At 66.5% G+C, this 24,125-nt stretch carries 28 protein-coding genes; 21 read left to right on the plus strand and 7 right to left on the minus strand.

All coding sequences use genetic code 11. The annotated features are described in order from the left end of the window. Positions 1-161: 161 nt before the first annotated feature. Positions 162-2,444 (minus strand): hypothetical protein, encoded by a 2,283-nt coding sequence (locus ASC95_RS19195; protein WP_057299303.1) that lies wholly within the window; start codon positions 2,442-2,444, stop codon positions 162-164. Between the two features lie 103 nt (positions 2,445-2,547). Continuing rightward, complete coding sequence (locus ASC95_RS19200) at positions 2,548-3,003, minus strand: copper chaperone PCu(A)C (protein WP_057299304.1); 456 nt, start codon at positions 3,001-3,003, stop codon at positions 2,548-2,550. Positions 3,004-3,163: 160 nt separating this feature from the next. On the opposite strand from ASC95_RS19200, the gene ASC95_RS32005 reads away from it, so the two are divergent. Further along, a complete protein-coding gene (locus ASC95_RS32005; RefSeq protein ID WP_057299305.1) occupies positions 3,164-3,736 on the plus strand; it encodes a PEP-CTERM sorting domain-containing protein in 573 nt (190 codons plus the stop codon). Between the two features lie 214 nt (positions 3,737-3,950). Here ASC95_RS32005 and argF read toward each other — a convergent pair whose 3' ends face one another. Next, positions 3,951-4,892 (minus strand): ornithine carbamoyltransferase, encoded by a 942-nt coding sequence (gene argF / locus ASC95_RS19210; protein ID WP_200960178.1) that lies wholly within the window; start codon positions 4,890-4,892, stop codon positions 3,951-3,953. Between the two features lie 17 nt (positions 4,893-4,909). Next, the gene (locus ASC95_RS19215) at positions 4,910-6,115 is read right to left on the minus strand and encodes an aspartate aminotransferase family protein (protein WP_057299307.1); all 1,206 of its coding nucleotides are present in this window, start codon (positions 6,113-6,115) and stop codon (positions 4,910-4,912) included. Positions 6,116-6,265: 150 nt separating this feature from the next. Here ASC95_RS19215 and ASC95_RS19220 point away from each other — a divergent pair, with 150 nt between their 5' ends. Both ASC95_RS19220 and ASC95_RS19225 read left to right on the plus strand, forming a co-directional pair. Further along, positions 6,266-6,595, plus strand: coding sequence for a DUF3579 domain-containing protein (locus ASC95_RS19220; RefSeq protein WP_057299308.1), 330 nt, complete (start codon positions 6,266-6,268; stop codon positions 6,593-6,595). Positions 6,596-6,680: 85 nt separating this feature from the next. After that, positions 6,681-7,547, plus strand: a complete 867-nt coding sequence (locus ASC95_RS19225; protein WP_057299309.1) for an alpha/beta fold hydrolase — start codon at positions 6,681-6,683, stop codon at positions 7,545-7,547. An 88-nt stretch (positions 7,548-7,635) separates the two neighbouring features. Here ASC95_RS19225 and rpsT read toward each other — a convergent pair whose 3' ends face one another. Further along, entirely contained in the window at positions 7,636-7,932 is a 297-nt protein-coding gene (gene rpsT / locus ASC95_RS19230) for a 30S ribosomal protein S20 (RefSeq protein WP_056201882.1), read from the minus strand. A 120-nt stretch (positions 7,933-8,052) separates the two neighbouring features. Between rpsT and murJ the strand changes: the two genes are divergently transcribed. The 10 genes from murJ to ASC95_RS19280 all read left to right on the plus strand — a co-directional run bounded on the left by murJ (position 8,053) and on the right by ASC95_RS19280 (position 17,105). Next, positions 8,053-9,615, plus strand: a complete 1,563-nt coding sequence (gene murJ / locus ASC95_RS19235; protein ID WP_057299310.1) for a murein biosynthesis integral membrane protein MurJ — start codon at positions 8,053-8,055, stop codon at positions 9,613-9,615. Continuing rightward, positions 9,615-10,472: a SirB1 family protein gene (locus ASC95_RS19240; RefSeq protein ID WP_057299311.1), complete on the plus strand. Its 858-nt coding sequence runs from the start codon at positions 9,615-9,617 to the stop codon at positions 10,470-10,472. Before murJ ends, ASC95_RS19240 begins: the two co-directional genes overlap by 1 nt. Positions 10,473-10,498: 26 nt before the next feature. Then, positions 10,499-11,560, plus strand: a complete 1,062-nt coding sequence (locus ASC95_RS19245) for an AI-2E family transporter (RefSeq protein ID WP_369820623.1) — start codon at positions 10,499-10,501, stop codon at positions 11,558-11,560. Positions 11,561-11,567: 7 nt separating this feature from the next. After that, the gene (locus tag ASC95_RS19250; protein WP_057299312.1) at positions 11,568-12,266 is read left to right on the plus strand and encodes a DnaA ATPase domain-containing protein; all 699 of its coding nucleotides are present in this window, start codon (positions 11,568-11,570) and stop codon (positions 12,264-12,266) included. Continuing rightward, positions 12,263-12,931, plus strand: a complete 669-nt coding sequence (locus ASC95_RS19255) for an HAD family phosphatase (RefSeq protein ID WP_057299313.1) — start codon at positions 12,263-12,265, stop codon at positions 12,929-12,931. Before ASC95_RS19250 ends, ASC95_RS19255 begins: the two co-directional genes overlap by 4 nt. Then, complete coding sequence (gene pcnB, locus ASC95_RS19260) at positions 12,928-14,463, plus strand: polynucleotide adenylyltransferase PcnB (RefSeq protein WP_057299314.1); 1,536 nt, start codon at positions 12,928-12,930, stop codon at positions 14,461-14,463. The genes ASC95_RS19255 and pcnB overlap by 4 nt, the downstream gene beginning before the upstream one ends. Next, complete coding sequence (folK, locus tag ASC95_RS19265) at positions 14,460-14,936, plus strand: 2-amino-4-hydroxy-6-hydroxymethyldihydropteridine diphosphokinase (protein WP_057299315.1); 477 nt, start codon at positions 14,460-14,462, stop codon at positions 14,934-14,936. Before pcnB ends, folK begins: the two co-directional genes overlap by 4 nt. A gap of 15 nt (positions 14,937-14,951) precedes the next feature. Continuing rightward, a complete protein-coding gene (locus tag ASC95_RS19270; RefSeq protein ID WP_056201903.1) occupies positions 14,952-15,308 on the plus strand; it encodes a DMT family protein in 357 nt (118 codons plus the stop codon). A gap of 48 nt (positions 15,309-15,356) precedes the next feature. Beyond that, positions 15,357-16,004 (plus strand): DUF47 domain-containing protein, encoded by a 648-nt coding sequence (locus ASC95_RS19275; protein ID WP_056201905.1) that lies wholly within the window; start codon positions 15,357-15,359, stop codon positions 16,002-16,004. A gap of 90 nt (positions 16,005-16,094) precedes the next feature. Beyond that, positions 16,095-17,105, plus strand: a complete 1,011-nt coding sequence (locus tag ASC95_RS19280) for an inorganic phosphate transporter (RefSeq protein ID WP_056201908.1) — start codon at positions 16,095-16,097, stop codon at positions 17,103-17,105. Here the strand turns inward: ASC95_RS19280 and ASC95_RS19285 are convergent. Both ASC95_RS19285 and ASC95_RS19290 read right to left on the minus strand, forming a co-directional pair. Then, on the minus strand, positions 17,099-17,527 hold the full coding sequence (locus ASC95_RS19285) for a hypothetical protein (RefSeq protein ID WP_057299316.1): 429 nt from the start codon (positions 17,525-17,527) through the stop codon (positions 17,099-17,101). The two genes, ASC95_RS19280 and ASC95_RS19285, sit on opposite strands and share 7 nt — an antisense overlap. Further along, the gene (locus tag ASC95_RS19290; protein WP_057299317.1) at positions 17,524-18,072 is read right to left on the minus strand and encodes a GNAT family N-acetyltransferase; all 549 of its coding nucleotides are present in this window, start codon (positions 18,070-18,072) and stop codon (positions 17,524-17,526) included. Before ASC95_RS19290 ends, ASC95_RS19285 begins: the two co-directional genes overlap by 4 nt. Positions 18,073-18,252: 180 nt before the next feature. Between ASC95_RS19290 and rpsP the strand changes: the two genes are divergently transcribed. From rpsP to cobS, 8 genes are all read left to right on the plus strand, one after another. Further along, on the plus strand, positions 18,253-18,510 hold the full coding sequence (gene rpsP, locus ASC95_RS19295; RefSeq protein WP_056201913.1) for a 30S ribosomal protein S16: 258 nt from the start codon (positions 18,253-18,255) through the stop codon (positions 18,508-18,510). A 6-nt stretch (positions 18,511-18,516) separates the two neighbouring features. Then, positions 18,517-19,107, plus strand: a complete 591-nt coding sequence (gene rimM, locus ASC95_RS19300; RefSeq protein ID WP_057299318.1) for a ribosome maturation factor RimM — start codon at positions 18,517-18,519, stop codon at positions 19,105-19,107. Between the two features lie 8 nt (positions 19,108-19,115). Next, the gene (gene trmD / locus ASC95_RS19305) at positions 19,116-19,856 is read left to right on the plus strand and encodes a tRNA (guanosine(37)-N1)-methyltransferase TrmD (RefSeq protein WP_057299319.1); all 741 of its coding nucleotides are present in this window, start codon (positions 19,116-19,118) and stop codon (positions 19,854-19,856) included. Between the two features lie 134 nt (positions 19,857-19,990). Next, positions 19,991-20,344 (plus strand): 50S ribosomal protein L19, encoded by a 354-nt coding sequence (gene rplS / locus ASC95_RS19310; protein WP_056201923.1) that lies wholly within the window; start codon positions 19,991-19,993, stop codon positions 20,342-20,344. 120 nt (positions 20,345-20,464) lie between these two features. Next, positions 20,465-21,148 (plus strand): CoA pyrophosphatase, encoded by a 684-nt coding sequence (locus ASC95_RS19315; protein ID WP_057299320.1) that lies wholly within the window; start codon positions 20,465-20,467, stop codon positions 21,146-21,148. Between the two features lie 23 nt (positions 21,149-21,171). Beyond that, positions 21,172-22,161 carry a CobD/CbiB family protein gene (locus ASC95_RS19320; protein ID WP_057299321.1) on the plus strand — a complete coding sequence of 330 codons (990 nt, stop codon included), beginning with the start codon at positions 21,172-21,174 and terminating at the stop codon, positions 22,159-22,161. A 168-nt stretch (positions 22,162-22,329) separates the two neighbouring features. Then, positions 22,330-23,355: a nicotinate-nucleotide--dimethylbenzimidazole phosphoribosyltransferase gene (gene cobT / locus ASC95_RS19325; RefSeq protein ID WP_057299322.1), complete on the plus strand. Its 1,026-nt coding sequence runs from the start codon at positions 22,330-22,332 to the stop codon at positions 23,353-23,355. Positions 23,356-23,359: 4 nt separating this feature from the next. Further along, positions 23,360-24,121, plus strand: coding sequence for an adenosylcobinamide-GDP ribazoletransferase (gene cobS, locus ASC95_RS19330; RefSeq protein WP_057299323.1), 762 nt, complete (start codon positions 23,360-23,362; stop codon positions 24,119-24,121). Positions 24,122-24,125 lie beyond the last annotated feature (4 nt).

A 24,125-nucleotide genomic window follows, 5' to 3' on the forward strand; every position in this document is an offset into this window, starting at 1 on the left:
GGTCTCTGAAGGCGGGGCACAGGCGGCGGATGCTATCGACGCTGCAAGACAAATTGACGACAAGCGTGGCCGCTGGGGGCGCTCACGCGCGACGAAAGAAAGGGCGCCGCATCGCTGCGGCGCCCTGGCGGGTGTCGTCGGGAGCGGGGCTCCCGTCTGCTTTACTTGACGCCGGCGACGGCCACCGAGTTGGCCACCTCGACGTAGATCGGGTTGCTGTAGAACCAGAGGTCGGCCCAGGCCGCCACGTCGTAGGACACGGCCTTCTGGCCAGCGATCGGGTTGCCCGCGCCGGTGGCCGTGGCCAGGTGAGCCGGGCAGCCGTTGATGGTGCCGTTGGCCTGGGTCCAGGTCGCCCCGGCGGCCGGCAGGTTGGTGGCCACCGTCGTGCAGGGGATGCGCAGCATCGTCGTGTCGTTGGCGTTCGTGAAGACGTCGGCCAGCGGGTTGCCGTTGGCGTCCGTCTCGAAGGGCACGGCCGCCGGCATGTTGCTGCCGCGCAGGCGCACGTACTGCGAGGCTTGCACCGCCGGGATGCGCAAGCTCATCTTCAGGAAGACGCTGTTGTCCACGCCCGACGGCACTTGCGTCCAGGCCGAGCCGCCGTTGCCGCTGAAGGTCTTCAGGATGGCGGCCGACGTGTTCTTGGCGGCGGCCGGCACGGCCGACAGGCCGGCGGTGCTGCCATCGGCGCGCAGCCAGTCGGTGTTGCGCGGCCATTCGCCGGCGTAGTCGGCCGAGCCGGGCGTCTTGTAGCCGGTCACGAGGCCGCGGATGACATCGACATGGTCCAACACGGGCTTGTTGATCGGCTGGTTGATGCCGACCTGCAGCAGCGACGGGTTCGGGAACGAGTAGGGAGCGAAATTCGCGCCGTCCGGGTCGCGCAGCACGACGGCCACGACGATCTCCGCACCGGGGCGGACCGCGAGTTTCTCGCCCATGGTGGCGCAGCCAGCCTTGTCGATGTCGGTGGCGTTGGTCGCCGCGGCGACGGCAATCGCCTCGACCGAGGCGTTGGTGCGGGCGCCGATGCCTGGGTATGAAGCGCAGGCCACGAACGCCAGGCGGTCGATCAACTGGCCAGAGGCCGCCCAGGCGTTGCCGGTGCGCAGGCCGTCGACGATGGTCTGCGGGCGCAGCTTGTCGGCACCGTTGCGGACCAGCACGTGCGTGCGCTGGTATTCGCCAGGGTAGAAGTCTTGCGACGAGCGGCGGTCATCCGGGCCGAACTGGCCGCGGTTGTGCCAGTCGGAGCTGGCGAAGAACCACCAGTTGCGGCCTTCGCCGAGCAGGGCGTCCCAGACGCCGCCGACCTGGCCGGCATAAACGCCAGTGCCGCCGTAGGTCGTGCCGCCGACGGAGTCGGTCAGCACGCCGCCGATGTTGTTGCGCTTGACCTGGTACTCGCCGCGGTTGTCGGCAGCGCCATGGCCGGGCTGCGATTCAAAGCCGAAGGCGACGTTGGGCGCGGCGTTGTTGAAGTTGCGCAGGTGCTCGATGTTGAAGCCGTTGTTGCCGTTCGGGTTGAACGGGCCGGCGCGCTCCAGGTGGGCGGGCACGTAGTAGCTGGCATTGCCGTGGAAGTTCGCCATCCACTTCATGGCTTCGACGGTTTTCAGGTGGCCGCGCGTACCGACGCCGGCGCCGGTGGCCGGAATGAGCTTCTGGCCAGTGGCGCTCCAGCCCAAGGCAGCCGAGGTGGAGTCGGCGCTGTTCGGGTTGGCGCAATTCCAGTTGTTGCCCGTGGTCGAGCCGGTCACGTTGCCGCGGCTGGTGTCGGTATCGTTGCGGTCGAAGCAGTAGGACCACTGGGCCAGTGCGTTGGCGTTGCCAAGCGGCGAATAGCCGGGGGCGGTGGGCAGCGTGACGGCGTCGACGGAGGCCGGCATCTGGCCAGTGATCACCGACATCGAGCTGTGCTCATGGCCGGCGACGACGGACTCCAGCCCGAGGAACAGCGGCAGGTTCTTCTGGGCCGCGAGGTACTCGATGACGGGGTACTGGTACTCCTGCAGCGACTGCCAGCGCCACATGTTGCCCGTGCCGCCGACGCCGCCGCCGTTGCCCTTGAGGTTGGCCGCGCCGATGCTGTTGGCCCAGGTCGTCGTCGGGCCCTTGCCGGCGACATAGGGGTAGGCCGGCGTGGCCAGCGAAGCATCCTCGACCAATGTGCAATTGCGGTTGCCATTGCCGCCGTGGCCGGCCTGCACGAACCAGTCCAGGCCCCAAGGCGTCTCGGACTTGTCGGTGACCTTCTTCACCAGCTTCTGCATCGAGATCGAGCCGTCCGAGCAGGTGGTGTGGTTGTGGAAGTCACCGGAGACGTATTTGCCCGGCGTCTTGCCTGCGGCGGTGGCGACGGTCGGCGCGATGACGACGATGCTGCTGAGGGCAGCCACGGCGGCCAAGGCGATCTGGCTCTTGGTGAAATAGTGGGGCATGGAAGCGGCTCCGGAAGGGAATAGGGGAGGCGTGGAACGGGGCGGATGCTAGGAAGCGGCCGTGACCCTGGCGTGACGGCATCGCGACGCCGCTGAGACGCGTTCAGCGCAGGCCGGCGAAGTCGACGGTGAGCGTGGCGTTGACGGGCTCGGCGAGCTCGAAGATGAGACGCAAGGGATAGCTGCGGCCGATCTGCAGCGGCTGTTGCAGATCGAGCAGCTCGATGTGCAGGCCGTTCTCCGTCAGCTCCAGCGTTTGGCCGGGCTGGATCGGCAGGGACAAGCTCTGCGCCTTGGCGGGTGCGGCGCGCCCGGCCAGGCGTGCTCCAGCCGCCACCGGGGTTTCGACGCCGATCAAGCGATCCGCGCGCTGCACCTCATCGAAGCGCATGCACAGCACAGCCGTGTCGGCGTCGACGCGGGCGGTGCGAGTCCAGGGGTGCCAGATGCGCAGATGGCTGCTGAAGAACTCGCAGGCCCGTGCCGGGCGGGCCAGGCCCAGGTAGGCAGCGCTGGCAGCGAGCAGCAGGTGGCGGCGGGGTAGGGGGGAGGCTGACATGGGCGGCAACCATCGCAGGCGCTGGTGACGACGCTGTGACGGAGCCCATGACTCTGGGGCGTCACGCGCCTGTCGTCTTTGGCCACCACACTCCGGCCCGATTCAAACGCAGCGGCGTTCTTCCTTTTGCCGCCCCAACCTTCAAGCTCTGGAGTTTTCAATGAAGCTCGCCACTCTCGCCCTGGCCCTTGGCCTGGCCTCGCCGGCTTTCGCGGCCGCACCGCTGTCCGTGGACTTTGAAAAGAACTGGACTTACGGCGACGAGGTGGCCAACACCTATGCAGCCGACGGAGTGACCTTCACCAATGTGCTGGGGCTGTCCAACGACGCCGACTTCACCTACTTCTCGGGTGCCCCGTCGCCGCTGGGCGTGGCGTTCGTGCAGCTGGACGGTATCGTCAACACTGCCGCCTACATGAATGTGTCTGGCGGGCTCGCGGGCGGCTTGAGCTTCTACACCTCGGCGACGGCGGACTTCGAGGTCAAGGCCTATTCCGGCCTGAACGGCAGCGGCACGCTGCTGGGCACATTCACGGTGGCGGCCAACACGACCGACTATTCGGTCTGGAGCCAGAAGGTCTTCGCATTCAGCGGCGTCGCCCAGTCCTTTGACCTGAGCGGCGCGAACGGCGTTGCCGCCCTGGACAACATCTCGGCCGTGCCGGAACCCAGCAGCATCGCGCTGATGCTCGGCGGTGCGGCCCTGCTGCTGGCCCGTCGCCGTCGCGGCTGAGCTTCCTCGAGCAAAAAAGCCGGCTGAGCAAGCCGGGTTCCTTGTTGAGAAGGCAGATCAGCCAATGCGGCCGAGGAGCAGGTACTCCATGAGTGCCTTTTGCACGTGCATGCGATTCTGGTCTTGGCCGCGCCAGTCGGCGCTTAACTTTGCTGCGCAAAGTTAGCCAAGCCCAAACAAAATGCACCGCCTTCCGGCGGTGACGTCTTGGCTGTCAGCCAATCCGCCCGAGCAGAAGGTACTCCATGAGTGCCTTCTGCACGTGCATTCTGTTTTCCGCTTCATCCCACACGACCGACTGCGGTCCGTCGATGACGTCCGCAGCCACCTCCTCGCCGCGATGCGCCGGCAGGCAGTGCATGAAGAGCGCATCGGGCTTGGCGCGGGCCATCATGGCGCGGTCCACGCACCAGTCCGCGAACGCTGCCTTGCGTGCCTCGTTCTCGGCCTCATAGCCCATGCTGGTCCAGACGTCGGTCGTCACCAGGTCGGCGCCGTCGCAAGCCTCGCGCGGGTCGTTGAACACGCGGTAGCAGCTCGCGTCCTTGATACCGGCCACAGCAGGGTCGACGCCATAGCCACTGGGCGTGCTGACGTGGACCTTGAAGCCGAGGATCTCGGCCGCCTGCAGCCAGGTGTTGGCCATGTTGTTGCCATCGCCTACCCAGGCCACGACGCGGCCCTTCAGGCAGTCCATGTCGATGGCGCCACGCCGGTCCATGCCGCGGGCCTCGATGAAGGTGAACAGGTCGGCCAGGATCTGGCAGGGGTGGTACTCGTTGGTCAGGCCGTTGATGACCGGCACGCGTGAGTGCGCCGCAAACGCCTCGAGCTTGCTCTGCTCGTAGGTGCGGATCATGACGATGTCGACCATGCGGCTGATGACGCGCGCCGAGTCTTCCACGGGCTCGGCCCGGCCGAGCTGGCTGTCGCCCGTCGTCAGGTGCACGACGGAGCCGCCCATCTGGTACATGCCCGCTTCGAAGCTGACGCGCGTGCGCGTGCTGGCCTTCTCGAAGATCATGGCCAGCGTGCGGTCCTGCAGGGGCTGGTATTTCTCGTAGTTCTTGAAGCGACGCTTGATGATGCCGGCGCGGTCGAACAGGTGGGCGTATTCCTCGGCGCGCAGGTCTTTGAACTGCAGATAGTGACGCATCAGTGCATCCCCCGGCTTCATGGCTTGGGCTGCGCAAGCAGCACCTTGATCAGCGGCACGAGGCGGGCCGCGATCTCGCGCGCTTCGTCGTGCGTCAGGATCAGCGGCGGCAGCAGACGCACCACGCGGTCGGCCGTGACGCTGATCAGCAGGCCGGCATCCAAGGCTTGACCCAGCAGCGCGCCGGCCGGCCGGTCGAGCTCGATGCCCAGCATCAGGCCCTGGCCGCGGATCTCGACGAAGCCTGCCGCGCCGGCCAGCCCATCGCGCAGCGCACCGCGCAGCGTGGCGCCAACGGCCTCGGCATTTGCCAGCAGGCCGTCCTCTTCCATGATCTTCAACGTCTCGACGCCGGCGCGCATGGCCAACGGGTTGCCGCCAAAGGTCGTGCCGTGGTTGCCCGCCTTCAGCACGTCGGCGGCGCGCGGGCTGCAGACGACGGCGCCAATGGGCACGCCCGAGCCCAGGCCCTTGGCCAGCGGCATGACATCCGGCTTGATGCCCGCCCACTGATGGGCGAACCACTTGCCGGTGCGGCCCACGCCGCATTGCACTTCGTCCAGCATCAGCAGCAGGTCGCGTTCGTCGCAGATGCGACGCAGGGCCTGCAGGAACTCGATGCGGGCGGGATTGATGCCACCTTCGCCCTGGATGGTCTCCAGGAAGATGGCCGTGATGTTGGGGTGAGCGGCCAGGGCGGCCTCAAGGGCGGGCATGTCGTTCAGCGGCACGCGCACGAAGCCCGGCACCAGTGGCCCGAAGCCGGCCTGGATCTTGGGATTGGCGGTGGCAGACAACGTGGCGATCGAGCGGCCATGGAAGGCGCCCTCGAAGACCAGCACCTCGGGCGAGCTGTTGCCGCGGTCATGGCCAAACTTGCGGGCGATCTTCAAAGCCGCCTCGTTGGCCTCGAGTCCGCTATTGCAGAAGAAGACATTGGCCAGGCCCGAAAGCTCGCAGAGCTTGGCGGCGAGTTGCTCCTGCAAAGGCACGCGGTAGTAGTTGCTGGTATGGATCAGCTTGGAGATCTGATCCTGCAGTGCCGCCACCAGGCGCGGGTGGTTGTGGCCCAGCGTGTTGACCGCGATACCCCCCAGTCCATCCAGCAGTCGTCGGCCTTCCGTGTCCCAGACCCAGCAGCCCTGGCCGTGCGAAAGCGCAACGGGCAGGCGGCCATAGGTCGGCATGACATGGGGCTCGGACGAGGGAGGGACAGCGTTCATCGGGTCTCCTGATGAGTCGAGAAAAAAGGGACTTTTGATTCTAAGGTTGATGCCGAGGCAATTGCTGCGCCGCAACAGACGGCTTGGTGTCGAGGCACAATAGCGGTCTTTGGCAGCGGTGCCCCGCTGTACAGCGAAGTCCCTCTGTCCATGACCGTTGCTCCCCCGCCGCGCGAAGTCTTCATCCAAGGTGTGACCCTGGATGGCAAAACCTTCCGACCGAGCGACTGGGCCGAGCGGCTGGCGGGGGCAATGTCCTGCTTTCGCCCCGGCGGCGCACGTGGCGGCATCGGTGCCTACATCGGCTATTCACCGTTGTGCGTGCCCACCGTCATCAACGGCGTGAAGTGCGTCATCGTCAACGAGGAGCTCAAGCGCCTCGAGCCCATGGCCTGGGACTTCGTCATGAACTTCGCGCGCGACAACAACCTCCAAGTTGCCGACGCTTGCCTGCTGCCCGAAGGCCCAGGCGGCAAATAGGGCGCTTGATTTCGTCTCTCCTAGCGAGAGTCCCAGGGTGCACCTGTGCGGGGCGCCGTTATCCTCGCCGGCAATGTTTGGAAACATGCCGATCAACGACAGCGCCGCCACTGCGGCTTCAGACCCGCTTTCCGCCGCGCCGGCGGAGCGCACGCCCACGCCTGTCTGGGTGCTGTTGCGCGGCCTGTCGCGTGCGAGCGGGCACTGGGGTGTGTTTCCCGAACACTTGCTGCGCGAATTGCGTGCGCTCCAGCCGGCTTCCCGCTTGCTGCTGCTGGATCTGCCCGGCACGGGCGCGCTGCGCCGCCAGGTCAGCCCTACCCAGGTGTCGGCCATCGTTGATGCTTGCCGGGAACAGTTGCAACGGCACGGCGTCAGCGGGCCGGTGTCGCTGGTCGGCATGTCGCTGGGGGGGGCGGTGCTGAGCGAATGGGCGAGTCGCTACCCCAACGAGGTCGAGGCCGGTGTGCTGATCAATCCCAGCCTACGGCCTTTCAGCGAGTTATTTCGCAAGCCGCGGCCCATGAACTATCTCGGCCTGCTGTTGCTGTCGCTGAGCCGCTTCAGCGCCCGCATGCGGGAGGAGAGGGTGCTCAGCCTGACGACGCGGTTGACGCCGACTCAGGCCATCATCGACCGCTGGGTGGAGTTGCAGCGCCAGCACCCGCTCGGCGTTCGCAACACGGCCCGCCAGTTGCTGGCCAGCATGCGCTATCGCGCCAGCCGCACCCGCCCGGCAGCGCCCATGCTGCTGTTGTGCAGTAAAGCCGATGGGCTCGTCGACTGGCGCTGCTCGCAAGCCATCAGCCGGGCGTGGGGAGCGCCGCTGCGCCTGCACACCAAGGCCGGCCATGATCTGCCGCTGGATGATCCGCAGTGGGTGGCCCGCGCCGTCGCCGAGTGGCTGCGCGACCGCAGCATCCAGGGCGTCGTGCCAGGCGAGTGGCATTGAAATGCAAGCAGCCCGCAGGTGCGGGCCGCAGATGCAAAGAGGCCCGCTTGCGCGGGCCTCTTTGCTTGCACCAGAGCTGGATTGTTTCTTAGGCGGCGAGCGCCTTGATCTTGGCGGACAGGCGGCTCTTGTGACGAGCAGCCTTGTTCTTGTGGAAGATGCCCTTGTCGGCGACAGAGTCGATGACGGCTTGGGCAGCCTTGAACAGGTCGGCGGCCTTGGACTTGTCGCCCGCGGTCACAGCCTTTTGCACGTTCTTGACGACCGTACGGTATTTGGAGCGAAGCGCAGTATTCGCGGCGTTGAGCTTGGCGTCCTGGCGGACGCGCTTGAGACCCGATGCCAGGCGAACCGTCTTCTTCTTGGCTTTGGAGCTGGTAGCCATGCTGTATCTATACCCAGTTGGTGCAAAGACGACGAGTATAGCTCGAAATCAGGGTTAAAGCCAAGTGTCAGGGCGGAGTATCGCAAGAGGCGCCATTCGCGACACAGATAATCCGCCGCCATGAATCTGCTGCGTGCTGCGTCGACCATTTCCCTGCTGACCCTGACCTCGCGCATCACCGGCCTTGTCCGCGAAACCATGGTGGCGGGCCTTTTCGGCGCCACCGCGATGACCGATGCGTTTCTCGTCGCGTTCCGGATCCCGAACCTGCTCCGACGCCTGTTTGCCGAGGGCGCTTTTTCGCAGGCCTTCGTGCCGCTGCTGGCGGCGACACGGGCCACCGAGGGCGAAGTGGCAACGAAGCGCCTCATCGATGCCGTTGCGACCGTGCTGCTGTGGGCGCTGATGGCGACCTCCGTGATCGGTGTCGTCGCAGCGCCCCTGTTGGTCTGGCTGCTCGGCGGCGGGCTGCCCGGGCCGGCATTCGATGCGTCCGTCGCCATGACGCGCTTCATGTTCCCTTATATCGGCTGCATGTCGCTGGTGGCCTTGTCGGCAGGCATCCTGAACACTTGGCGGCGCTTCGTGGTGCCGGCGGCGACGCCGGTGCTGCTCAACCTCAGCGTTGTCGCCGTCGGCTGGGCCTTGGCCGGGCCACTGGAGCGCGCGGGCTATCCGGGCATCTATGCGATGGCCTTCGGCGTCATGCTCGGCGGCGTGCTGCAGTTGCTGGCGCAGTGGCCGGCGTTGCGGGCCATTGGCGTGACGCCACGCATGCGTTTGAGCTGGCGAGGTTTCCAGGAAGCACGTGCCAACCCGGGCGTCGGTCGCGTCATCATGGGCATGGGGCCGGCGCTGTTGGGCGTGGGCGTGTCCCAGCTGTCGCTGATGATCAACACGCAGATCTCCAGCCGCCTCGGCGAGGGCGCAACCTCCTGGCTGAACTATGCCGACCGCCTGATGGAATTTCCCATCGGCCTGCTCGGCGTGGCGCTCAGCGCGGTGCTGACCCCGCAGCTGTCCGCCGCGCAGGCTTCTGGCGAGAGCGTGCGCTACAGCCGCCTGCTCGACTGGGGCCTGCGCATGGTGATGCTACTTGCCTTGCCCTGCGCCGTGGCGCTCATGGTCTTTGCCGAGCCGCTGACGGCCGTGCTCTACCACCGCGGTGCCTTCACGGCGACCGACGTGGCCCACACGGCGCAGTCGGTCATGGGTTGGGGTGTTGGCCTGCTGGGCCTGATTGCGGTGAAGGTGTTGGCGCCCGGTTTCTTTGCCCGTCAGGACACCGGCACGCCGGCCAAGATCGCCGTCGCCGTGCTGGTGCTGACACAGGGGTTCAACCTTGTCTTCGTGCCCTGGATCGGTGTCGCGGGCCTGGCGCTTTCCATCGGCATGGGCGCGCTGGTCAACGCGGGCTGGCTGTTCTGGGGACTGAAGAAACTGGGCAGTTATCGCCCCGAGCCCGGCTGGCTGGCCTTCGGTCTGCGTGTGGTGCTGGCCTGTGCGGCCATGGGCCTACTGCAATGGCAGCTGGCCACCAGGCTTGACTGGCTCGGCCTGGGCGCGCACGAAATCCAGCGCGGGCTCGTGATGGCGGCCAGTTTGGCCGGAAGCGCCATCGTCTATTTCGCGGTGCTGCTGCTCGTCGGCATGCGGCCCCGCGCGCTCGGACGGCCGAGCTGATGAAATACGCGGCACCGACTCCGTTGGACTACTTCGCCACGCTGGTGGCGGAGGATGAAAGCCTCAATCTGCTTGAGGCCGCCATCAGCCTGGCCCAGGACGAATACCCCCAGCTGGATGTTCAGGCTGCGCTGTCCAAGGTGGACGCGCTGGCGCGCCGCCTGCGCGAACGCATCACGCCGGAGACTGTGCCGGCCGAGCGGTTGCACCAGCTGACACGTTTCTTCCACGGCGAACTCGGCTTTGCCGGCAATCTCAACAATTACTACGCGGTCGAGAACAGCTTCGTGCATCGGGTGCTGGAGACGCGGCGCGGCATTCCGATCACGCTGGCCGTGTTGCTGCTGGAACTGGCCGAGCAGGCGGGTCTGCGCGCTGCGGGCGTGGCTTTCCCGGGGCATTTCCTCGTCAAGTGCCGTATCGGGCTTGGCGAGGTCGTCATCGACCCCTTCACGGGCGAATCACTGTCAGCCACGCGGCTGGATGAGCGCCTGGCCGTCTACCGCCATGGCAGTGAGCTGCCCGCCGACCTCGATTTGCCGCTGGAGTTCTTCCTGCGCGCTGCAAGCAAGCGCCAGATCCTGGCACGCATGCTGCGCAATCTGAAGGAAGTTCACCGCGCCGCCGAAGACTGGCAGCGGCTGCTGGCCGTGCAACAGCGCCTCGTCATCTTGCTGCCGGGCGACCCGGTGGAGCGCCGCGATCGCGGTCTGGTGCTGGCGACGCTGGGTGCCCTTGCCGCTGCCGCCGACGATCTGGCCTTCTATCTTGCCGAGCGGGGTGATGCATCCGATGCTCCGGGATTGCGAACCCGCCTGGCGGTGCTGCGTGACCAGGCCAGGCGGCCGCTTCAGTGACAATCCGCGCCCGCCCGCCGATCACCATGATGAAGCTCAGCAAGCACCAACGCACCGCCCTGACCTGGGGCGGCGTCGCCCTGGGCGCCATTCTTCTGCTGTGGCTGTTGTCGCCCGTGCTGGCTCCTTTCATCGCTGCACTGGTGTTGGCGTATGCATTGGCGCCCGTTGTGCAGGCCCTGGTGAACCGCCGTGTGCCGCGCTCGCTTGCTGTGCTGATGGTCGAGCTGCTGTTTGCGATGGCCCTGCTGGCGTTGCTGCTGCTGGTGCTACCCATCCTCAGCAAGGAGCTGCCGGCGCTGCGCGAGCAGATTCCTGCATTGGCGAAGCTGGCCAATGACAAGCTCGCGCCCTGGTTGGCCGAGCACGGCATCTACATGCAGCTCGATCCGGCCAGCATCAAGGCCTTCGTGCTGAAGTACCTGGACGCCAATCTGGAGGAATGGCTGGCGACGGCGCTGAGCTCCGCCCGCATCGGCGGCAGCTTTCTGCTCGCCTTCATCGGCAATGCGGTGCTGCTGCCCGTCGTGCTTTTCTATCTGCTGGATGACTGGCCAGGCCTGGTCGAGCGCATGCGCGCCCTGGTGCCGCCGGCGGCACGGGACACTGTTGGCAGCTTCCTCGACGAATGCCATGAGACGCTCGGCCAATACCTGCGCGGCCAATTGCTCGTCATGGGGGCTCTGGCCATCTTCTACAGCGTTGGGCTGGCACTGGCGCGCTTCGATCTGGCCCTGCCCATCGGCGTTTTCACCGGCCTGGCGGTCTTCATTCCTTATCTGGGTTTTGGCTTGGGCCTGGTGCTGGCGCTGTTGGCAGGCTTGCTGCAATTCGCAAATCTTTATGGCGTCCTCGCCGTTGCCATCGTCTTTGGCATCGGCCAATTGCTGGAGAGCTTCGTGCTGACGCCGCGCTTCGTCGGCGAGCGCATCGGCATGAGCCCGCTGATGGTCATCTTCGCGCTGCTGGCCTTCGGCCACCTGCTCGGCTTCGTCGGCGTGCTGATCGCGCTGCCGCTGTCGGCGGTGGCGGCTGTTGCGGTCAAGCGCCTGCATCGCGCCTATCTCGAGAGTTCGCTGTTCCGTTAGCCGATCAATGAGGCAGATCCCGCTTGCGCTGCTGGCGCCGCCCGCGCACAGCTTCGACAACTTCCTGCCCGGCGCCAATGCCGAGGCTCTGGCCTATCTGATGGGCCTGCAGCCGGGCGATCCACCCGCGCTGCTCTGGGGGCCGACCGGCTCGGGCAAGACCCATCTGCTGCAGGCCTTGGCCGAGCGTTGGCAGGCTGCCGGCCAGCGCGTTGCCTGGTACGACGCCGAGACTGCCTTGCCCTGGGAGCTGCCGGCCCACGAAAGCCTGTTGCTGCTGGACGACTGCCAGCGCTTTGACGCCGGCCAGCAGCATGCCGCCTTCGCCCTTTTCGTAGCGACCGCGGGGCAAGGCTATACCGTTGTCGCAACGGCCGACGTGCCGGCCGTGGACTTGGCCATGCGCGAAGACCTGCGCACGCGCCTGGGCTGGGGCCCAAGCTTTGCGCTTGAACCGCTGCGCGAGGCCGAAATGCGCGCCGTGCTGCGCCGCGAAGCCGACCGCCGCGGCCTGCTGCTTGGCGACGAAGTGCTGTCCTATCTGCTGAGCCGCTTTGAGCGCAACCTCAAAGGCTTGATGGCCTTGCTTGAGCGGCTGGATGAATTCGCCATGTCAGCCAAGCGCGCGCTGACGCTGCCGCTGTTGAAGGCCATGCTGGCCGATGAGGCTGTTGAAGAAAAAATCGACTCTGACCCTAATTTATGAATCTCACGCTGTTTGACCTGGACGGGACTTTGATCCCGGTGGACTCTGATCACGCCTTCGGCGCCTTCATGGTCGAGGTCGAGTGGGTGGATGGCGAGGTCTGGGGCGCGAGGAACGATGAGTTCTTTGCCCAGTACAACGCTGGCACGCTCGATCTACCGGCCTATGTCGACTTCGCGACCTCGGCATTTCGCAGCCGACCGTTGAATGAGGCGCTGGCAATGCGCGAGCGCTTCATGGCCGAGGTCATGCGGCCAGCGCTGCGGCCCGAGGCTGTGGCCTTGGTCGAAAAGCACCGCGCCGCCGGCGACCTCATCGCCCTGGTCACGGCAACCAATGAATTCGTCACAGCGCCAATCGCCGCGGCTTTTGGCATCGAGCACCTGATCGCTGTCGAGCTGGAGCGCGACGCCGAGCACCGCTACACCGGAGCCATTCGCGGCATCCCGAGCTTCCGTGAGGGCAAGATCGCACGCGTGGAGGCGTGGCTGCAGGGCCTGGGGGCACAATGGCGCGATTTCGAGCGCGTGAACTTCTTCAGCGACTCGACCAACGATCTGCCCCTGCTTGAACGCGTCAGCCACCCTGTGGCGACCAATCCCAGCCCGACTCTCGCTGCGATCGCCGCCGAACGGGGCTGGCCCCAGTTGCACCTCTTCGCATGATCAAAAAGTTCATCGACAAACTGCTTGGCAAGCCCGCCGCAGCTCCCAAGAAATCCAGCCCGCTGGGCAAGCGGATGGAGGTGACGGCCGAGGTTCACCGCATCAACCCGGACCTGCTCGACGAGCGCGCCGTCAAGGTCGTCAAGACGCTGACCGACGCCGGCTTTGAGGCCTATATCGTTGGCGGCGCCGTGCGCGACCTGCTGCTGAACATGCGGCCCAAGGACTTCGACGTCGCGACCAATGCGACGCCCGAGCAGGTCAAGGGGCTGTTCCGCCGTGCGTTCATCATCGGCCGGCGCTTTCGCATCGTCCACGTCGTCTATGGCCGCGGCCGTGAGCACGAGGTCATCGAAGTCTCAACCTTCCGCGCGCTGCCGACGGAATCGGAAGCCATCGCCGGCAACGAGAAAACGGGCAAGGCCGAGCTGGATGGCAAGCACCACGCCGTGGATGCCAGCGGCCGCGTGCTGCGCGACAACGTCTGGGGCCCGCAGATCGAGGATGCTGCCCGCCGCGACTACACGGTCAACGCGATGTACTACGACCCGCAGCGCCAACTGGTGGTGGACTACCACGGCGGCCTCGCCGACGCCAAAGCCAAGCTGCTGCGCATGATTGGTGACCCGGAGACCCGCTATCGCGAGGACCCGGTCCGCATCATCCGCGCCGTACGCTTCGCCGCCAAGCTGGGCTTCACGCTAGAGCCCAAGACGCTGGCACCGGTGAAGGCCTCGTCGGCCCTGCTGGCCAATGTGCCGGCCTCGCGGCTGTTCGACGAAATGATCAAGCTGCTGCAGACCGGCCATTCGCTGGCCAGCATCGCGCAGCTGAAGAAGCTGGGCCTGGGCCGTGGCGTGTTCGCCGTGCTGGACGCCATGCTGACCGAAACCGGCGACCTGTATGAAGGCGTGCGTGGCGACTTCGTGCGCAAAGCCTTCGAGGATACCGACCGGCGGGTGCAGGAAGGCCGCGGCGTCAGCCCCAGCTTCATGCTCGCCTGCATGCTCTGGCACGAGGTGCTGGACCGTTGGACCAAGATCCGCAACGGCGGTGAGCCGCCTGTGCCGGCCCTGGCCCAGGCGATCGACGCCGTTTTCGACGCCCGCATCGGCGACATCTCGGGTCGCGGCAAGCTGGCGGCCGACATGCGCGAGATCTGGATGATGCAGACCCGTTTCGAGCGCCGCACCGGCTCCGGCGTGTTCAGCCTCATCGAGCAGCCGCGCTACCGTGCCGGCTTCGACTTCCTGCGTCTGCGCGCCGACGTCGGCGAAATCGACCCCGCGCTTGCGGACTGGTGGGAAGACTTCGCGCTGGGCAGCGATGACGATCGTCAGGCCCTGCTGGCCGACGCCCGTGCGACCCAGCAGAAGCAGCCTCGCGTCGTGCGTGCACCGCGTCCCGAGGCGCCGGCCGGTGAAGAAACCGAGCCGGCGGCCGATGACGCGCCGGCCAAGAAACGCCGCCGTCGCCGCCGCAAGCCGGGTGGCGGGGAGGGCGCCGCAGCGCCCGCAACTGCCGCCGAGTGAGCTCGCGCGCCTACGTCGGACTGGGCGCCAACCTGGGCGCCGACCCTTCTGCCACGTTGACGCAGGCAGCGTTGCGCCTTGCGGCGCTGCCGGGCAGCCATGTCGCGACGCTGTCCAGCGTCTGGCGCAGCGCGCCGGTGGATGCTGGCGGTCCGGACTTCCTGAACGCCGTCGTGGCACTGGACACGACGCTTCTACCCATTGAACTATTGGACGCACTGCAGGCCATCGAACTGGCACACGGCCGGGAGCGGCCCTATCGCAATGCGCCGCGCACGCTGGATCTGGACTTGCTGCTCTATGACGAGCTGACCCTTGACACACCACGGCTGACGCTGCCCCACCCGCGCCTGGGCGAACGCGCCTTCGTGTTGCGCCCGCTGCTGGAGATAGCGCCGGAGCTGGTGCATTTGGCGGCGGGAAAGGGCTGGCAGATCCAGCGCGTCGAGCGGCTCGGCCCGCTGTCCCTCTGACCTGGAGATACGAAGATGTTCTCGACCCTCGCCGGCTGGCAGACCGTTGGCCTGCTGCTGCTGTCCAACGTCTTCATGACGTTCGCCTGGTATGGCCACCTCAAGGGTCTGGCGACCAAGCCCTGGTGGATCGCGGCCCTCATCAGCTGGGGTATTGCGCTGTTTGAATACCTGCTGCAGGTGCCGGCCAACCGCATCGGCCACGGCGCCGGCTTCAGCCTGGCCCAGTTGAAGATCACGCAGGAAGTCATCACGCTCGCCGTCTTCGTGCCCTTCAGCCTGTACTACATGGGCGAGCCGCTGAAGCTGGACTTCCTTTGGGCGGGCTTGTGTCTGATGGGGGCCGTCTACTTCATCTTCAGGTCGGCTTGATGACGGCGCCCGGTAAACTCCGCGCCTTCGAGAGATCCAAGGATGGCCATGCTATTTGGCAAGCTGCTGCCCCGAGAGGGCAATTTTTTTGAGCTGTTCAATGAGCACGGCGGCTTCATTCTGGAAGGTGCGCGCGCCTTCCAGAAAATGATCGAGAACTATGCCGACCCCGCGCTGCGCGCGCAGTACGCCGATGAGGTCGACAAGGCAGAGCATGCTGCCGACCGCGTCACCGCCGAGGTGAACCGGCTGCTGCACCGCACCTTCATCACGCCCATCGACCGCGAGCAGATCCATGGCCTGATCAACGCGATGGACGACATCGTCGACCTGCTGCAGGATTCGTCCGAGACGCTGTCGCTCTACGACGTGCGCGCCGTGCCTGAGCAGGTGCTGCAGTTGTGCACGCTGTCGGTGCGCTGTTGCGAGCGCGTGCAGCATGCCGTGACGTTGCTGCCTCACCTCAGCAAACCGGCCACGACCGAGGCGGCCCTCAAGACCTGCGAGGAGATTGACCGCCTGGAGTCCGATGCCGACCGCGTCATGCGCTCGGCGATGTCTCGTCTGTTTCGCGAGCAGGAGGACGTGCGCGAGCTGATCAAGCTCAAGGCGATCTACGAGCAGCTCGAATCGATTTCCGATCGCTGTGAAGACGTCGCCAATCTGATCGAGGGCATCGTCCTCGAGAACTCCTGACCGCCGCGATGAACCGCCCCCAACACTCTCTTCGTTCGTTGCCCCCCGAGGGGGTGCGTCAGCGCCTTCGGGCGGCCGGGCACCGCTGACATGGCATCCGCTGAGATCGCCTTCTGGGTGGTGGCCCTGCTGGTCGTGCTGGCCCTGCTGTTCGACTTCATGAACGGCTTCCACGATGCGGCCAACTCCATCGCCACGGTGGTGTCCACCGGCGTGCTGAAGCCGCAGCAGGCCGTGCTGTTCGCCGCCTTCTTCAACGTCGTCGCGATCGCCATCTTCCAGCTCAAGGTGGCGGCCACCGTGGGCAAGGGCATCGTCGAGCCGGGGGTGGTGGATCACCACGTCGTCTTTGGTGCGCTGATCGGCGCCATCGCCTGGAACTTCATCACCTGGTGGTGGGGCATTCCGTCGAGTTCCTCGCATGCGCTTATCGGTGGCATTGCCGGCGCTGTCGTCGCCAAGGCGGGGCCGTCGGCCCTGGTCGCCGGCGGCATCTGGAAGACCGTCGCCTTCATCATCGTGTCGCCGTTGCTGGGCTATTTGCTGGGTTCGCTGATGATGGTCATCGTGGCCTGGGTCTGCCGGCACAAGTCGCCGATACGCATCGACCGCTGGTTCCGGCGGCTGCAGCTCGTGTCGGCTGGCCTGTACAGCCTGGGCCACGGCGGCAACGACGCGCAGAAGACCATCGGCCTGATCTGGATGCTGCTGATCGCCGCCGGCATGGTCAGCGTCGGCGACAAGGCACCGCCCAGCTGGGTCATCGTCGCCTGCTACATCGCCATCGGCATGGGCACGATGTTTGGCGGCTGGCGCATCGTGCAGACGATGGGGCAGCGCATCACCAAGCTCAAACCGGTGGGCGGCTTCTGCGCCGAGACGGGCGGGGCCATCACGCTGTTCCTGGCGACGGCTCTGGGCATCCCGGTGTCGACGACGCACACCATCACCGGCGCCATCGTCGGCGTGGGCTCGGTGCAGCGTCCGTCGGCCGTGCGCTGGGGCGTGGCCGGCAGCATCGTCTGGGCCTGGATCTTCACGATCCCGGCCGCGGCGCTGATGGCCGGCATCTGCTACTGGGTCAGTTTCATTCTCTACTGACCGGCCTGCGATTCGAAGTAGCGCTGGGCGCTGAAGGCGATGGTCGCCATCAGCGCCGTGCCGCCAAACAGCAGGCAGAGCACGACGCCGATGACGGCGGCCCAGCCGCCCGTGCTGGCCGGCCGGCCGGCATTGAAGCGGGCGTTCCAGCGCTCGTCCGGCATCAGCCCGTAGACGATGCCGCCGAGCAGGGCGGCGACGAGGCTCAGGCCAAGGAATGGGATCAGCACCCACGCCAGGCGGTCATCCTGACCGAGCTGGTCCATGCGATGCATCCCCGTCAGGCCCAGCAAGGTAGGCAGCGGGAAGGCCCAGGCCCAGCGATCCTTCAAGCCATGCAGGTAGAAGCGATGCAGGCCGAAGACGCCAACCAGCAAGGCCAGCCAGGTCGCAACGGCCTTGTGTCTCGTGGCGCCGCTCATTCGGCGGCGGCGCTGTCGCCCAGGCCGAGTGTGCGCTGCATCAGCACGACGTCCAGCCAGCGGCCGAACTTCCAGCCGGCGCTCTTCAGCACACCGGTGTGTTCGAAGCCCAACGCCTTGTGCACGCCAATCGAGCCGGCGTTGGCTGCGTCGCCGATGACAGCGAGCATCTGGCGAGCGCCGGCGGCTTCGCAGCGCGCCATCAGCTCGGCCAGCAGCAGGCGGCCGAGGCCCTGGCCTTGAGCCGCGGGCGACAGGTAGATCGAGTCCTCGACGCAGAAGCGGTAAGCGAGGCGAGGGCGGAAGTAGTTGGCGTAGGCATATCCCAGCACTTCGCCGCCACGTTCGGCGACCAGCCAGGGCAGATTTCGGCTCAAAACCTCCTGGCGACGGCGTCCCATTTCGTCGGCGCCCGGCACCTCCGTCTCGAAGGTGCCGGTGCCTTCCAACACGGCTTGGCCGTAGATGGCCTGGATGGCGCCCAAGTCGGCGTCGGTGCTAGGACGGATCGTCAAGGTAAGGGCAGCAGAGGTGAGCTGTGACATTTGGCGGTTTCGAGAACTGCTCAGCGTAGAGCGGATCGAGTTTATAATGCTGGGTTTGGCGCTGGTCGCAGATGGCTGCGGCGTATCTACAGAGCCTCCCCCGGCAGGGGTTCCTGCCATTCGACTTGCTCGCCCTGAGTGTCTCCTCGTGCAGTGGTCGCCCAATTTTTAGGAAACATCATGGTTGTGATTCGTCTGGCCCGCGGCGGCTCCAAGAAGCGCCCCTTCTACAACATCGTCGTCGCCAACAGCCGCCAGCGTCGTGACGGCCGCTTCATCGAACGCGTCGGCTTCTACAATCCCGTCGCTTCCGGTTCCGCCGAGAAGCTGCGCGTCGAGCAGGACCGCGTGAGCTACTGGATCGGTGTCGGCGCCCAGCTGTCGCCCACGGTGGCCCGCCTGGTTGGCGATGCCAAGACGGCCGCTGTCGCCGCCTAAGCACTCGTGGCAGGCAACAAGCCTCAGCAAGACGGCGCCTCGGCGCCGTCTTTTGCTTCCTGGCCCGAAGATCTGCTGCCGGTGGGCCGCATCCTCGACGCCTGGGGCATCAAGGGCGGCCTCAAGGTGCAGGCCTACTCGGCCGATGCGGATGCGCTGTTCAGCGCCAAGCGCTGGTATCTGAAGTCGACCGGCCCCAAGCCCGGGCAACTGGTGTTGGCCGTGAAATCGGTGCGAGAACAGGGCGAGGGCATCGTCGCCATCGCCGAAGGGGTGGACGACCGCAATGCTGCCGAGGCGTTGCGGGGCCACGAGATCCACATTCCCCGCAGCGACTTCCCGCGCACACCCGACGGCGAGTATTACTGGGTCGACCTGATCGGCCTGGACGTCGTCAATCGCGAGTCGGAGGCCTTGGGACGAGTGATCGGCCTGATCGATACCGGCCCGCACGCCGTGCTGCGCATCCTGCCGCCCGGCGTGGAAGAGCCCGCCAAGCCGGACCAGGAGCGCTTGATCCCCTTCGTCGGGAGTTTCATCGACGACGTCAGCCTGGAAGACCGGCGTATCCGCGTCGACTGGGGCCTGGACTTCTGATCGAAGCCATGCGCTTCGATGTCCTGACGATCTTCCCGGAGCTGTTCGCGCCGCATCTGACGCACGGCGTCACGCGGCGCGCCTTCGAGAGCCGTCAGGTCGACGTGCGCCTGTGGCCGCTGCGTGATTTCGCCGATGACAACTACCGCCGTGTCGACGACCGCACCTACGGCGGCGGTCCAGGCATGGTCATGCTGGCCGAGCCGCTTGAAAAGGCGCTCACCGCCGTCAAGGCCGATCGTGGCGAGGCGGCGCCCGTCGTCATCCACTTCACCCCGACCGGCGCGCGCATCGATCAGGCCCGCGTGCAGGATCTCGCCGCGGGTCAGGGTGCCATCCTGCTTTGCGGCCGCTACGAGGGCATCGACCAGCGCGTGCTGGACCGTCATGTGACCTTGGAACTCAGCCTGGGCGACTTCGTGCTTTCGGGCGGCGAGCTCCCGGCACTCGCTCTCCTGGACGCCGTCGCACGGCTACAGGAGGGAGTCCTTGGCGACGCTAAATCCCACGAGCAGGACAGCTTCTCCGACGGCTTGCTGGACTGCCCGCACTACAGCCGCCCCGAAGTCCTGGCCGATGGTCGCGGCGTGCCGCCCGTGCTGCTGTCGGGCCACCACGCCGACATCCGGCGCTGGCGCCGCGAGCAGTCCCTGGCGCTGACAGCCGCGCGCCGGCCCGACCTGATTGCCGCAGCCCGCGCCGCCGGCCGCCTCAGCAAGGCCGATGAATCCTTCCTGGCCAAGCTCTAGGCTAAACCCGCACTCCAGGCTACAATAGCGGGCTGTCCGATCCTCTGGCGGGTCGAGTGGCTGGATTACCTTCACAGGAGTCAGCTGCAAACATCCCGATAAATAGCGCCCCGCCAAGATCCCCAGGAGTACAGATGAACCTGATCCAAACCCTTGAGCAAGAAGAAATTGCTCGCCTGAACAAGACCATCCCGCCCTTCGCCCCTGGCGACACGGTGATCGTCAGCGTCAACGTCGTTGAAGGCACCCGCAAGCGCGTGCAGGCCTACGAAGGCGTCGTGATTGCCAAGCGCAACCGAGGCCTGAACAGCAGCTTCATCGTCCGCAAGATCTCCAGCGGCGAAGGCGTCGAGCGGACTTTCCAGCTCTACAGCCCGCTGATCGCCACGATCGAAGTCAAGCGCCGCGGTGATGTCCGCCGCGCCAAGCTGTACTACCTGCGCCAGCGTTCGGGCAAGTCGGCTCGAATCAAAGAAAAGTTGGCCTAAGCCAACTTTCGCCGAAGTTAATGGCGCCGCTGGCGCTGCCGTTAACGCAGGCAAAAGCTGGGTTCACTCCAGCCAAAGCCGCCAGGGCGTACGCTCTCGGCGGCTTTTGTTTTTTGTCGCATGACCCGCCCCGCCATCACCCAGCCCCAACTCGTGCCGGTCACGAGCATCGACGATCATCTTCCTGCGGTGCCCGACTTGGCGCTGACGGCTTCAGCCATACGGGCGCGCTTGGCGGAGGTGGCGGCCTGGACGCCTGAGTTCGTCGGCGACGGGGGCCTTTTCGCCAATCGCGAGCCGTCTGGCGCCGCCGTGCTCATCCCGCTGGTGCAGCGAGAGACGGGCTTGAATCTGCTGCTGACCCGGCGCACCGACCACCTGCGCGACCACGCTGGCCAGATCAGCTTCCCCGGCGGCCGTGTCGAGCCCGAGGACGATGACCCCGTCGCGACCGCCCTGCGCGAGACCGAGGAGGAGATCGGCCTGTCGCGCCAGCACATCGAGATCATTGGCCAGTTGCCGGTCTATTCGACCGTGACGGCCTTCCAGGTGACGCCGGTGGTGGCCCTCGTGGAGCCGGGCTTCACGCTGACTCTGGATGACTTCGAGGTCGCCGAAGCCTTCGAGGTGCCGCTGGCCTTCCTGATGGATCCGGCCCACCATCGCCACCACCGTTTCGAGTTCGCGGGTGCAGAGCGGCGCTTCCTGTCCATGCCTTGGCAGGGCGCCGAACGCGAGTACTTTATCTGGGGCGCGACGGCTGCAATGTTGCGCAACCTCTACCGTCTCCTCAGCGGCGCCTGAACGCGCCACTATCATCCCGGCCCATGAATTTCTTCGCGGTGCTGCTGGCCCTGTTGTGTGAGCAACTCAAGCCCCTGAGGCATGGCAACCGCGTGCACCAGTCGGTCATCAGCTGGGTGCGCTGGACGGGTCGCAACTTCGACGCTGGCGACGAGCACCATGCCGCCGTCGTCTGGGCCATCACGGTTCTGGTGCCGGGCCTGGCCGTTGCGCTGATCTACTGGGCGCTGCGCCATTTCAGCGTGCTGCTTGCCCTTGGGCTGGACGTCCTCATCCTCTACCTGACGCTGGGCTTCCGGCAGTTCAGCCACTATTACACCGACATCCGTGATGCCCTCGAGCGCGGCGACGACGCGACCGCGCGCCAGTTGCTGGCCGAATGGCGCCACCTGGATGCCAGCGAGTTGCCGCGCACCGAGCTGATCCGACATGTCATCGAGCATTCGCTGCTCGCCGCGCATCGCCACGTTTTTGGCGTGTTCTTCTGGTTCATCGTCTGCTCGACCGTCGGCCTGGGGCCGGCAGGCGCGGTGGTCTACCGCATGGCCGAATTCGCTGGCCGCTACTGGGCCTTCAAGAGCCGCACACTGGACGCACCGACCAACACCCGCCTGTTGGCCTTGTCGCGTCAGGCTTTCACCTGGATTGACCACCTGCCCGCGCGGCTGACAGCGACGGGCTTTGCCATCGTCGGCAACTTCGAAGAGGCTGTGAATGGCTGGCGCCGCGACGCGAGCCTCTGGCTGCATTCCAACGAGGGCATCATCCTCGCATCTGCTGCTGGCGCTGTGGGCCTGCAGCTGGGCGGCGCTGCAGCGCCTGGCGTCACGCCGGATCGCAGCAAGACCTTCGATGCCGGCACCGAACCCGAGTTCACCGGCGCCGCTGGCTCCACGGCGGGCGCACCGCCGCAGCTGGGTCATTTGCAAAGCGTCGTCGGCCTGGTCTGGCGTTCCGTCGTGCTGTGGATGCTGCTGCTCGCGTTGCTGACCCTGGCCAACCTCGTCGGCTAGTCATGGTGCCCCTCGTCCAGTCTCGCCGCGCTGAACGCGGGCGAGCCTGGCCGGTCCCCCAAGAGGACGGCGATGCTTGCCGGTTTGACCGGCAAGCACATCGCCTGAGCGGGCCGGCTCGGGAGCGGCCCAGCGCTCGGCTCGCCGATATCAAGCAAAGCAATTGAAATGAACTTCCCTGACCTGCCGGCCCTGGCCGAGCCCGGACTTGCGGCGCGCGTGCAGCACGCCATCGATCACAAGACCAAGCCTTTGGGTGCCCTCGGCCGCGTTGAGACCCTGGCCCTGCAACTGGCACTGATCCAGGGCGTCGAGCGGCCCACGCTGCGCGAACCCCAATTGGCGGTCTATGCTGCCGACCATGGCCTGTCCCGGCGCGGCGTGTCGGCCTACCCGCGTGAAGTCACGCCGCAGATGGTCGCCAACATGCTGGCCGGCGGCGCGGCCGTGTCCGTGCTGGCGCGTCAACAAGGTCTGACGCTGACGATCGCCGACTGCGGGGTCGATGCGCCGCTTGCCGACGGGGCCGTCGACCTGCGTATTGCAGCGGGCACGGCTGACGCAAGCGCCGGGCCGGCGATGACGGGCGAACAAGCCGAGCGTGCGCTGCGCAACGGCGTGGCCTTCGTCGAACGCCTGCCCGGCAACGCGCTGCTGCTGGGCGAAATGGGCATCGGCAACACCTCGTCGGCGAGCCTGCTGATGCAGCGCCTGACCGGGCTGCCGCTGGCGGATTGCGTGGGCCGCGGCACCGGGCTGGACGACGCTGGCCTGACACGCAAGCTCGAAGTGCTCGGCGAGGCCCTGGCCGCCAATGCGCATGCGCTGGGCACGCTGCAGCTGGCCGCTGCCTTCGGCGGCTTCGAAATCGTCACCATGGCCGGCAGCGTCATCGCCGCCGCCGCGCAACGGCGCGTTGTCGTCGTCGACGGTTTCATCACGACCGCGGCCGTCGCGCTGGCCGAGGCGCTGCACCCAGGCGTGCTTGTGGCTTGCGTGTTCGCCCATCGCTCGGCCGAGGGGCCCCATGCGCGCTGGCTGCAACAATTGGGTGTGCGCCCGCTGCTGGACCTGGACCTGCGCCTGGGCGAGGGCAGTGGTGCGGCGCTGGCCTGGCCACTGCTGACGGCCGCCTGTGCGCTGCTGGCCGACATGGCCAGCTTCGACAGCGCCGGCGTCAGCAACCGCGAGTAGCCCTGTGCGGCTTTTCCTCGTCGCGCTGCAATTCCTGACGCGCCTGCCGGTGCGGCTGGAGCGCTTCGAGCCGGCCTGGCTGAACGACTGCGTGCGGCACTTCCCGCTCGTGGGTGCACTGGTCGGTGGTGTCGGCGCACTGGTGCTGGCGGGGGCCGGTCAGTTGTGGCCGGCCTGGGTGGCCGCGGTGCTGGCGCTCGCGGCCACCGTCGTGCTGACCGGCGGCTTCCATGAAGATGGCTTGGCCGACACCTTCGATGCGTTGGGTGGCGTGGTCAGTCGCGACAAGGCGCTGATGATCATGAAGGACTCGCGCATCGGCAGCTTTGGCGCTTTGGCGCTGGGCCTGAGCCTGCTGCTGCGCGCGGCGCTGCTGGCCGTGTTGGCAACGCGACCGCTGCTGATTGCCGTGGCTGCCTTGCTGGCCAGCCACGCCTTTGCTCGCGCTACGGCCGTCGGTGTGATGGTCAGCCTGCCCTACGGCGGCGATGCGGAGCATGCCAAGGCCAAGCCACTGGCAATGGCCGTGGCGCCCGGCAATTTCGCCATTGCGCTGGCCTGGTGTGGCTTACTGCTGCTGATGCTCGCGGCCGGTGGCGTGTATCTGCCGCGCCTGCTGGTTGCTGCAGGTGCGGCGGTCTTCGCCGCACTGCTGATGCGTCAGTGGCTGAAGCGCCGTCTTGGCGGCTACACGGGCGACGGCCTGGGCGCGACCGAGCAACTGGCTGAGATTGCCGTGCTTCTGGCTTTCACGGCCTCGCTCTGAATCC

Origin of the sequence: Pelomonas sp. Root1217, from assembly GCF_001425705.1 — a bacterium.
Lineage (GTDB): Bacteria > Pseudomonadota > Gammaproteobacteria > Burkholderiales > Burkholderiaceae_C > Pelomonas.